This window comes from uncultured Clostridium sp., from assembly GCF_963515715.1.
Classification (GTDB): domain Bacteria; phylum Bacillota; class Clostridia; order Clostridiales; family Clostridiaceae; genus Clostridium_AW.
On the sequence record NZ_CAUPZS010000003.1, the window covers coordinates 139600 to 151543 of the forward strand.

An 11944-nucleotide genomic window follows, 5' to 3' on the forward strand; every position below is an offset into this window, starting at 1 on the left:
TCCTTGGAGGTGAATAAAATACTACTTAACTTTTCCTATCAAAAACATTATCTTCATTCCTTTTGAGGAAAATTTCGCTTCATATTCTGTCATTATATTTTCTTTAAAGCCTGAATTGTGCAAATCATAAGTTACATACTCTAAATTAAATCCTGCCTCTTTAAAATATTCTTGTGAAGCATCAAATAGATCTCTATCATCGGTTTTAAACCAAACTTCACTGCCAGGTTTTAAGAATTTTTTATACTCATTTAAAAAATTGGTATGGGTAAGCCTTCTTTTATTATGTCTATCTTTAGGCCATGGATTGCAGAAGTTTATATAAATTTTTTCTACTTCATTTTCTTCAAACACTTCACTTATAAACATTATATTTAAAGGTATAATTCTTACATTGGTTAATTCCAATTCTTCAACCTGTCTTTTAGCATATACCAGTATTTCATCTTTTAAGTCTACGGCAACATAATTTGTATCTTTAAATTTATCTCCTAACCTTGAGATAAATCCTCCTTTTCCGCATCCTAACTCTAAATGTATAGGATTTTCATTTTTAAATTCTTCTCTCCATTTGCCCTTATACTCCCTTGGATTAGTTATTATCAAGTCGGAAGATTCCATCTCTGGTCTTGCCCACCATTTTTTCCTAAGTCTCATAATATTCCTCCATATTCTACTCTATATAATACTTAACAGCATCTATTATAGCATGACTAAATATATTAATTAAACAAAATTTTCAACTTTATCGTCTACATTCATTTTATATATGGCTATAAGAAATAAAGCTAAGGAAAAAGCCCAAAGTATTATAATATTTATAAATACCTCTTTAAAATCCATTCCATGTTGTAGTTTATCTATAGCTTCAATTGCCCATTTTTGAGGAATGAAGTTGCTTACCCTCTGTAAGGTCTTAGGCATAAAAGAGGTTTCCCAAAAGCATCCACCTAGCATAGAAGTAGGAATAGTTATTAGTGTAGTTAAATTACTCCCTTGGGCGGAAGACTTGGCAAATGCCATGACAACCATACCTATGCCTATGGCCGAAAGTCCAAAACTTACCAGAATTAACATCATTAAACCATTTGGAACATAAGTATTTACTTTTATAACTTTTGTAATAAACAATAATATTATAATTACTTGAAAAAATACTATAAATAAATTTGCTAATACATTGGATAGCACATAGGTTTTAGAGCTAATTGGTGATGCGCATATTCTATAATAAGTTCTATTTCTTCTCTCTTTTATCATTAATCTAGATACATTTCCTGTGCTAAACATCATAAACATTATTAAAAGTCCAATACCAGAATAGGTTATACCTATATTCAGCGAACTGTCCTCTAATATCTCCTCTTTGATTTTAAGCTTTCCATCTTTATATCCATCATAAAGCTTATTAAATTTATTCCTGTCCCCTCCTGAAGCTTTGCTTATATCCATCAAATTCTTAATATATATATTATTATAATTCTTTATAAGAGCAGTAGCCTGTTCTCCTTTTATGGAATACATGTGTATACCTTTAGGGTTTTCTTCATATATATTCTTAGTAAAATCTTCTGGGATAATCATAATACATTCTATTTTTCTATCCCCTATCATATCCTTTAATTCATCTTCACTACCAGTAATAAATTTAAATCTTTTAGTAGATTTGAGATACTCTATCATATCATTAGATAATACTTGATTGTCTTTATTTATCAAACCTACATTCACCATAGAGTTAGTAGAAGCACTACTATTATAAATATAAAAAGAAGCTGCAAAACTTAGCATGGGTATTATAAAATAAATTATTATACTACTTTTTTTCCTAAAAACATTTTTTAAGGTATTAGTAAATAACACTATAATATTATCCAATTAAATCACCTTCTTTTTATATATTAATGATGAAATAGTTAGAAATAATATGGCTACGCATAAATTTATTATTATTGCAGTATAAGCAGTTGAATAATTATTAGAATATATATAATTAAAAATCCCATCATTTGTCCACTTCAATGGAGAAAGTTTACATATAATATTAAGTGCTTTGTTATTATAGCTCTCAAGTGGAATATATCCTCCCCCTAAGAATGTCATTATAGGAGCTATCATATTTAATAAGGAACTAGATAAAGTCTCTTTATTTGTCATAAATGCAACTCCAACTCCTAATGAAATAGACATAATAACTTGAGAAAATATTAAAATATAAATAAAAGTCATGTTTTCTCCCCAATAGGTTTTAAACACATATTTTGTAAACAATATAACAATTAACCCTTGTGAAAATGTGGCTATTATACTACCTAATAACTTACCAGTTAAAATTTCATATTTACTAACTGGAGCGCACATTATTCTATTAAAAGTATTTCTAATATACTCTCCTCCTATAGAAAATGAACCCTTTAAAGAACCATACATTATTATCATAGTTAACATGGTAACTGCGTAGTAATCTAAAGCCCTAGGCTTTTTCCAATTTTCCATACTACTTTCTTGTACATAGTTAAAATCATTATCCTTTAATACTTCCTCTAAGCTTTTAGGGTTTTCTAAGTATATTTCTCTTATAGCATTATACCTCTCCACATAACTTTGAAGTATTGTCTCTATTAAGTCTCCCTTAAAATTGTATACTTTATTTTTATAAAAAGTTATTTCTCCTTTATCTTCATTGACATCTATATAACATGTATAAGAACCATTCTCTACTTTTTTTAATGCTTCTTCTTTAGACTGTATTTGCTCACTTTCAATGCCTAAATCTTTTATGGTTTTTAAAAATTCATTAAAGTTATTATTTTTACCTTCTATGCTATAAAGAATTTTATTGTACTTAAAAGTAATTGAATTATTGAAAGAACCGGATAAAGCATACCCTAGTATCAATATAATAACTATAGGATATATCACCATCATAATCATGGAATGTTTATCTTTTAAACTATGTTTCATTTCTTTTAGGGCTATCGTAAATAAATTCATACTCCCCTCTCCTAATCCCTTAATTTTCTTCCTGTAAGGGTTAAAAATACAGTTTCTAAGTTAGGCTTATTAGACTCTACATTTTGTATGGATAAGTTATTTTTTGTAAAATATAATATTATTTGCTCCATATTATTTATATCTTTATTGCTACTTATCTCTACCTTATTATCTTTTATTGTTACTCCATTAACCCCTGAAATTTTTCTAATTTCCTTTTCATCTACACTATTTAGAGAATCAATGGTTATTATTATTCTTTGTTTATCCCATACAAGAGATTTTAGTTCATCCTTACTTCCCTCTGCAATTAGCTTACCGTGGTCTATTATGGCTATTTTACTACATATCTCTTCTATCTCTTCCATGTAATGGCTTGTATATATTATAGTAGAGCCAAGACTGTTCAATTTTTTTACAGATTGAAGAATATGATTTCTTGATTGAGGATCTATGCCTACTGTTGGCTCATCCATTATTATAAGCTTAGGTTTATGAGCTAACGCACAGGCTATATTTAATCTCCTTTTCATTCCTCCTGAAAGTTCACTTGGAAAACTCTTTATTTTATCTCCTAATCCTACAAATTCCAAAGCAGCTAAAGAGCTTTCTTTCAAATAGCTACCTCTTAGTCCATAAAGGCTTCCAAAAAATTTTACATTTTCAAACACTGTTAAATCTTCATATATTGCTATATCTTGGGGAACTATTCCTATATTACTCTTTATGAATTTTTTCTCATCATTAATATCTTTATTAAATATTTTTATCTTTCCACTATTTGGTTTTAATAGCCCACATATTATATTTATTATAGTACTTTTCCCGGCACCATTAGGTCCTAATAGTCCATATATCTCTCCCTCTTCTATTTTTAAATTCACATTATCTACTGCAGTAAAATTTCTAAACTTTCTAGTTAAATTTTCTATAGTGATTATATTCATTAATTCATCACCCCATATCCTTATTCCCCTTATATAATTATATAAAAAAAATGACTTCTCCTTTAGTATGGAAAGTCACTTTTTCTTATGACAAAAGTCATATTACTATATATTACCTTTTAAATAACTAACAGCTATCTGTGTTCTGTGTTCTAACCCGGTTTTATCTAATATAGACGTAATATAATTTTTAACCGTACCCTCTGATATATATAGTTTTTGAGCAACTTCTTTATTAGATAAACCTTCTGCCACAGCCTTTATAACCTCTATTTCTCTTGCTGTAAAATTTTCTTCATCAAGTTTTATTTCTTTTTTGTCCTCTATTAATTCTTTAACCTTATTCATTATCACATCTTGAAAAACTGTATTACCATTGTAAACAGTTCTTATTGCATCTATTATTTTATCTGGAGAATTATTTTTAAGTATATACCCCTTAGCTCCGTTCTTTATACCATTTACTATATATTCATCTTCATCAAAAGTAGTCAATATTAAACACTTAGTATTTGTGTTTTTAACTATTTCTTTTACTCCGTCTACTCCATTTAAAACTGGCATTCTTACATCTAAAAGTGCTACATCCACCTCTTCTTTTATACATGTATCTAAGGCTTCTAAGCCATTTTCCACCGCTCCAATAACCTGAATATCATCATACATGGTAAGTATTATCTTCAAACTTTCTCTTATTAAAGAATCATCATCTGCAATTAAAACCCTAATAGCCATATAAATCCCCCTATAAACAAAATTTATTCCTCAATAGGAAGTATAATTACTACAGAAAAACCCTTTGAGCCATCTACTATAACTCTTCCTCCTATGTTTCCACATCTCTCTTCAATACCTTTTAAACCCATTCCTTTTCTAAAATTAAAGCTGCCTACTCCGTTATCCTTAATCTCCATTCTAATTATCTTATTGAAAATCTGTAAATTCACAGTTACTTTATTACCTTTTGAATACTTTATTGTATTTGTTAAGCATTCTTTTATATTTTCCTCTATAACCTTCCATTGTTGATAAGTTACATTTTGAATTTCACCATGAAACATAAATGTATGTTTTATATTGCTCTTAGATGTAAATTCTTCTAATAACAGCTTAATTTTATTAATACCAACTTGCTCAAAAGGAGGTTTTATATTTCTTAGAGTACCTCTTATACTTTCCATTCCATCACTTAGTACAGCAATTGTGTTGTCCATAAGGGTAATGCTCTTTTCTTTATCTTTTTCCATAAGCATTTTTGAAGCCTGAAGTTGAAGTATACTACCTGAAAGTGTATGACCAATTTTGTCATGTATTTCCTGGGCAATTTTATTTCTTTCTTCCAGCTTGGAAGTATATATTATTTGGCTTTCATATTCTGCATTTTTAATAATTTTGCTGCTCATATTATCATAAGACAGTTTTAAATTATCATTTTCCTTCATTAATTCATCTATCCTCTCCTTACTTTTTATAAGTAAGGAAAAAAATAAATAGGTAGCCGCAGATATAAATAAATACTCTATCCTAATATCTTTTCTAACAATCATAGTAGTAGCGATGATAGATATATTTAAATATATATTTGCAACGGAAATTCTATACATAAGTTCAAAAAGGTTTATTGGCAATAAAAATAGAAACAATGGGGTTATATATACCCCGGATACAATTAAAAATATACTGATTACATTTCCAAGAACTATTTTTGTATTTTTGTTTTCGCTAATGTACAAAAGCATACTTATAGCGATGTACAACAACAAAAATAATATTGTTAATTCATCTCTATCTTCATATAAGGTAATGTATTTTAGGGAAGAATAAATTAAAATAATAAGCTTATTTAATATTATCCACTTATCCATATGAATCCTTCTTTTATAAACTAAATGTTAAATATTTTCATTAAAAAACCATAAAGTGCATTAGCAGGAGCGTGAACTAAAACTCCAGAAATCCATGGTATCATTATAAATAGTAATAGTATTACAGTTTGATAAGGATACATTGCTTCATAAATTTTATAAGCTTTTGCTGGGAAAAGATCTCTTAAAACATGAGATCCATCTAAGCCTGGTAATGGCATGATATTAAAAAATGCCAAAATACAATTTAATTGTATTGTTATATATAAAATAGTAATTAATAAATTAATAACAGAGTTATTATAGAAAGATTGTGGTAAAAACTTATTCATAATAGACAGGATAACAGCAACTACCACAGCAACTAGTACGTTAGCTAAAGGGCCTGCGATTGAAACCTTTAAATCGTCCTTATAATAATTCTTAAATGCCCTTGGATTTACTTGTACAGGTTTTGCCCATCCAAAACCAGCAAGAATAACCATAATAAATCCTAGTGGATCTATATGGGCTAATGGATTTAAGGTTAATCTCCCTTGAAATTTAGGAGTTTTATCCCCTAATCTGTCAGCCACAAAAGCGTGGGCATACTCATGAAATGTAAATGCAATTAATATGGCTGGAATCGTTAGTATCTTATATATCAACATATTCACTAATAAAATCATCCTCTCTTAATATCAATGTAAAATTATTATATCATAAAGTTATAAAACAAAACTACTAAGATCTAGACGCTTAAGTCCATCTTAGTAGTTTTTAGTTTTTATTTGAATAATGTCTTAATTAGTTTACCATCTTTTATCGATGCAACACCATTGTCATATACTTGAAGGAATATACCAGAATAAGAGTATTCCTTCCCTGTAGCTATTTCTTTAACCATGCCTTTTAGATTATCATTTATAACAATCTTTCCACCATCTAAAATAAATATATCTTCACTATTTGCAGGCTGTACTAAAGGCATAACTTTCCACTCACTTGTAGGTGTTTCTACTTTTCCATAATATATTTTCGATATTTTATTATCTTCTAATGCTCCTATATAAACATTATCATCATCGTCAACGCCCAGTAATTTTGGATTGTCTACATCTTTTATTTTTATAGAATTTTCCATACCAGTGGCATAAACTCTGTTATAAGTTTTATCTTCGTAAATAAGCTTATCTTCATTGTGCAGAATAGCAATTTCCCCAACGAAATCAGATTTTAAATATAAATTTCTTAGTTGTTTATTTATATCTATCCAATAAAAACTACTTCTTCCTCCACTTCTAGAAACCTTTATATATATTACATTGGTAAAAACAGAATATTGTATATCTTCAACCTCTGAATTTTCATCTGCCCAGGTTAAATCCTTTATTTTTCCACTTTCTTCTCTATCAACATCATAGTAGGATAATTTTAATCCACTACTGTTATTAGAATTATGTTTCTCACCTATTAATATTCTATTTCTATCCGGAAGCCATTTATAGAAGGATATATCTACTCCTTCATCAAAGGATACTTTTTTTTCTTTCCCATCTTTTGTATTTATAACTTTTAATTGTCCATCTATATTATATGCTACATACTTACCATCAAAGGATAGGGCAACATGTTCTGCTCCCGCTGGTATAGGCACTTCTACATCCTTTTTAGTATCATTTTCTTTTTTTTCTACCTTTTTAAATCTAACTGATGTATTTGTTGATAGATATATTTTATCAATATAAACAAAACCAATTATTTGAACTATTAATGAAAATATTATCCAAGTAATTATCCTCTTTGTAGACTTCATCTTTCCCTCTCCTTCTAAGATGTTACATATATGACAGAAGGTACAGCTCTTTCACCTAATGGGTTACAAGGATTATTAATGACTTCTTCATCATAATACATTGTGGCAGAAGACCCTCCATCTAAATTAGTTGCATTGAGAGCACCGTATTCTAGCATTATATCTTGTACATCTCTTAAGGTAGCTCCTACACTTCTAACCTGTCTTCCATCTATGACTAGTAAAAGCATAGCTCCATCTTCCCTTTGTCCGATGGCAGTTCTAGGTGCAATTCCCCATCCACCATCACCAGATTTTATAGTAGGCTGTCCATTTACTACTAGCGCAGGACCAAAGGTTATAGCTTCTTTTGCATTTAAATCCTTTAGCTCATTTAAACTATATTTACCAACTAACAATACGCCTTCTTCAGTAATAGCCATTACATCATCTTTTGCATTTGAGTTGCTGACATTATTAATTATCTTCCCATCGTTCATAATTATTCCAACTGGTTGTCCTCCTGTGCCTGTCCAATTTCCATCTGAATTTTGATCAACAAAACCTCCGGCATTTATGGCTGCAATAGCATTATTATTTTTACCTATTTGGCTTGTTAGTTCTCCTAATTCCTTTGATAATTTACTACTATAGCCAACCTTTACTCTAGTAGGATCATGTACTACTAACATATAACCCTTAAATTTTTTCCCATCTATATCGTATCTTTCTATATTGGTATCGTGCTTATTTTTAAAGTTTATTTCTCCTAATCCCTTTCCCTGGTCAATAACCTCTACAACATCTTCACTTAAGATTTGTTTTATTTTTTTATCTGATAAAAAAGTAGTGGCTATATATTGATGGCTTAAGGTGCTCATAGCTGCTCCAACTATTGTCTTTCTCACATTTTTAAAAGGTCCATAAAATAATATCATTGGGGCTGTAATACCCGTGAATACAAACTCAAATATCAGAAAAAACAGAAATATTTTAAAAGAAAATTTCTTTTTTTTCTTTATTTTTTTCTTTCCCTTCATATTTCAACCTTTCCTTTCATTTTTCCTTTCATTTAGCATATAATAATCATTGTACAATAAATATGTACTTTTTTAAATAGTAATCATTGTATTTATACGTATTTATTTGGAATGAAATTATTAATTTTTTATAAACAATAGAAAAAAACACATGAAGAAATCCCCTTAAGGGGATCTCTTTTCAGCATCTATATTCTAAAAAATTACCAGCTAAAAGGGAACTATAACATCTTAGAGGCTTCATAAGCCAATGGTGATCTCTCACATTCATCATATTTCAAAGTTATCTGATAACAAAGCTCACTACCCTTCATTTTCTCTGAAGCATAGCAGAGTCCATTAGATCTAGAATCTAGAAATGGATGATCTATTTGATCTGGATCTCCTATGAGCATCAACTTTGTACCTTCTCCTACACGGGTTACTATTGCCTTAACTTGTTTTGGACTTAGGTTTTGAGCTTCGTCTATTATCACCCAATTTTTTATAATAGATCTTCCCCTTAAATATGCAACAGCTTCCGTTGTAATTATCCTTCTATCAAAAAGTTCTCTTATTTTATCCGCTAATTCCTTTTCATTTCTATATCTTTCTTTCTCATCTGAATCTACAAGTATTTCTAAATTATCAAAAACTGGTCTCATAAAAGGAGAAATTTTCTCTTCCTCTTTTCCTGGCAAATATCCTATATCTTCATCCATAGTTACATTAGGCCTACATACTAAAATTCTTCTATATTGATTTGTGTCTTCTTCTAATATTTTATTTAATCCAACCGCTAAGGAAAAAAGGGTTTTTGCAGTTCCAGCAGGACCTTTTATTATAACTAAAGGTGCTGTACTCGCATCAGTGTATAAAGCTTCTAGCATAAATTTTTGCCCTACATTTCTAGGATTTATGCCTAATGGACTCATTTCCTTATAATACAAAGGTACTACTTTTTTGCCGTCAAATCTTCCTAAAGCAGTTTTCCTTGGATTATCAAGAGAATGTATTATTATAAATTGATTTGAATAAAGGTTAGGGGTCACGTATTCATCAGTTATGGATGCGTAATATACTAAATCCTTTATCTCTATAAATTTACTTTGATAAAATTGATCTACTTTCTCTGAGGAAGCATACAAGTCTATTCTTCCTGTATATTGACTTTCATACTCAGGTACTACTTTCTCATGAAAATCCTCAACATCTATATCTACGATATCAGCTTTAATTCTTTCAAATATGTCCTTAGTGATTAAGCATACATCCTCGCCTAGTTCTTTTAGACCCTTACATAATTGAATTATTCTATTATCAGGTTTAGCTTTATCCCAGGATATTGGAATCTCAGTATGTTGATGATTCATCTCTACTCTCAATTTTCCCCCTCCTGGAAGAGGAACTCCCTTATTTAACTTTCCTTCTTTTCTTAATTTATCTATTAGTCTTGACGCGTACCGTGCATTAGCTCCTAAATCATTTTTATCTTTCTTAAAATTATCTAATTCTTCTAATACCACTTCTGGTATTACTACATCGTGTTCCCCAAAGGAGAATATAGCACCAGGAGAATACAGTAAAACATTAGTATCTAGCACATAAGTCCTCTTCAATGGGCACTCCTCCTCTAATTTATATCATTGCATATTTAATAATCCGGTTAATATATACTATGATATAAAACAAAAAAATAGACTGTGTAAAAACTACAGTCTATTTTTATATGGCAGCCTCTAGGGGAATTGAACCCCTGGTTCCACCGTGAGAGGGTGGCGTCTTAACCACTTGACCAAGAGGCCATATATATTTTATTCAACTCGATAAGTATATAACTTTTATAGCAGATTGTCAATATTTCATACAATAAATATTAAAAAATAATATTTATCATGTTGAAGTTTCTATAATTTAAATAGGGATTTTGTACATCAAAATCCCTTCCAAACTCTCAATTTTCAAAATTTCAAATTATAAACTCTCAATTATCACCTTTTAATTATCTATTTACTCTCACTACTAGGAAAGAAAACTCCTCCAATTATTCCTCCAACCACTGCAGGTAATATCCATGAAAATCCTCCAGCATAAAAAGGTAACATTTTTATAATACCACTGAAAATAGATGTTATTCCTGCAGAGTTTAAAGAGTTTACAATACTAATTATCATGGCTCCATATACGGCTCCAGAATAAACTCCTTTATTCTTAATATATTTTGAAAACATAGATAAAGCTATAAGTACTATTACTACAGGATAAATAATTTGAAGTATTGGTATTGCTAATTTTACTATAGATTCCACTCCATAGCTAGACATAATAGTACTTACTATGCAAGTTAAAAGTACTATTGCTTTATAGCTTATCCTATTTTCTAATAATTTGTTAAAGTAGTTTCCAGTAGTTGCTGTTAAACCTACAGAAGTTGTAAGACATGCTACTGCAATTGCCCCTCCAAATATTATTTTACTGCTATCACCTAACAATCTTTGGCTTATGAATACAAGTATAGTTGTTCTAGTAAAATCCTGATCTACTACTCCACTAGAAGTTGCTCCTATATATAATAATCCTAAATACACAACTCCAAGGCATACTGCTGATACTATCCCAGCCTTCATTATTATATTTATTTGAGTTTTTCTGTCTTTATATCCTTTTAAAAATAAATCTCCTATAAACATCTGTGCTAATATTATGGAACCTAACGCATCCATAGTTTGATATCCCTCTGTAAATCCCTTAGAAAAAGCTCCTTCTATGTTTGTATTTACAGGTGTTCCAATAGGGAATAAAATTCCTTTAACTATTATAATTCCTAAGGTAATCAATAAAAATGGAGTTAAAATAGATCCTATTCTATCTACAACGGAAGACTCATTTACTGCCAAAATATATGTGATACCAAAAAATATAATGGATACTACTATTGAGTTGACTTTTGGAAATAAAGGAAGAACCCCTAATTCAAAAGTTGTAGCTCCAGTTCTCGGCACTGCAAATAAAGGTCCTATTGACAACATTATTATAGAACATAGTATTTTACCAAAGGTTGGTGATATTTTTCTTGTTAAATCCTCTGTCTTTCCTCCTGATAAAGCTACAGATATTATTCCAAACAAAGGTAACCCAATGCATGTAATTAAAAATCCTAATCCAATATATCCCCATTTATCTCCTGCCATATAGCCTAATGTAGGAGGGAAAATTAAGTTTCCTGCTCCGAAAAATGTAGAAAATAAAGCCATGCCCGTTATCAATATGTTTTTTAAATCTTTACTCATCCTTTGCCCCCTCATGCCTATTAAAAAAAGTATTCATCCTCAAAGTGACGAATAC

The 11944-nt window shown here is 29.7% G+C and carries 11 protein-coding genes and 1 tRNA gene; all 12 read right to left on the reverse strand.

Annotated features, from left to right (window positions below; translation table 11 throughout):
- Positions 1-21: 21 nt before the first annotated feature.
- Positions 22-657 (reverse strand): tRNA (guanosine(46)-N7)-methyltransferase TrmB, encoded by a 636-nt coding sequence (gene trmB / locus RYO54_RS04255; RefSeq protein ID WP_315116093.1) that lies wholly within the window; start codon positions 655-657, stop codon positions 22-24.
- A gap of 69 nt (positions 658-726) precedes the next feature.
- A complete protein-coding gene (locus tag RYO54_RS04260; protein ID WP_315116203.1) occupies positions 727-1863 on the reverse strand; it encodes an ABC transporter permease in 1137 nt (378 codons plus the stop codon).
- A gap of 15 nt (positions 1864-1878) precedes the next feature.
- Positions 1879-2994 (reverse strand): SagG family ABC transporter permease subunit, encoded by a 1116-nt coding sequence (locus RYO54_RS04265; RefSeq protein WP_315116094.1) that lies wholly within the window; start codon positions 2992-2994, stop codon positions 1879-1881.
- A gap of 11 nt (positions 2995-3005) precedes the next feature.
- Positions 3006-3941 carry an ABC transporter ATP-binding protein gene (locus tag RYO54_RS04270; RefSeq protein WP_315116097.1) on the reverse strand — a complete coding sequence of 312 codons (936 nt, stop codon included), beginning with the start codon at positions 3939-3941 and terminating at the stop codon, positions 3006-3008.
- A 105-nt stretch (positions 3942-4046) separates the two neighbouring features.
- Positions 4047-4676 (reverse strand): response regulator transcription factor, encoded by a 630-nt coding sequence (locus RYO54_RS04275; protein WP_315116099.1) that lies wholly within the window; start codon positions 4674-4676, stop codon positions 4047-4049.
- Between the two features lie 23 nt (positions 4677-4699).
- Positions 4700-5806 (reverse strand): histidine kinase, encoded by a 1107-nt coding sequence (locus tag RYO54_RS04280; protein WP_315116100.1) that lies wholly within the window; start codon positions 5804-5806, stop codon positions 4700-4702.
- A gap of 20 nt (positions 5807-5826) precedes the next feature.
- A complete protein-coding gene (locus tag RYO54_RS04285) occupies positions 5827-6456 on the reverse strand; it encodes a site-2 protease family protein (protein ID WP_315116204.1) in 630 nt (209 codons plus the stop codon).
- A gap of 116 nt (positions 6457-6572) precedes the next feature.
- On the reverse strand, positions 6573-7601 hold the full coding sequence (locus RYO54_RS04290; RefSeq protein WP_315116101.1) for a hypothetical protein: 1029 nt from the start codon (positions 7599-7601) through the stop codon (positions 6573-6575).
- 14 nt (positions 7602-7615) lie between these two features.
- A complete protein-coding gene (locus RYO54_RS04295) occupies positions 7616-8620 on the reverse strand; it encodes a phosphodiester glycosidase family protein (protein WP_315116103.1) in 1005 nt (334 codons plus the stop codon).
- A 221-nt stretch (positions 8621-8841) separates the two neighbouring features.
- Positions 8842-10218, reverse strand: a complete 1377-nt coding sequence (locus RYO54_RS04300) for a PhoH family protein (protein ID WP_315116104.1) — start codon at positions 10216-10218, stop codon at positions 8842-8844.
- Positions 10219-10329: 111 nt separating this feature from the next.
- Positions 10330-10404: transfer RNA gene (locus RYO54_RS04305), tRNA-Glu, on the reverse strand.
- Between the two features lie 201 nt (positions 10405-10605).
- Complete coding sequence (gene brnQ, locus RYO54_RS04310) at positions 10606-11889, reverse strand: branched-chain amino acid transport system II carrier protein (RefSeq protein WP_315116106.1); 1284 nt, start codon at positions 11887-11889, stop codon at positions 10606-10608.
- Between the last annotated feature and the right edge of the window lie 55 nt (positions 11890-11944).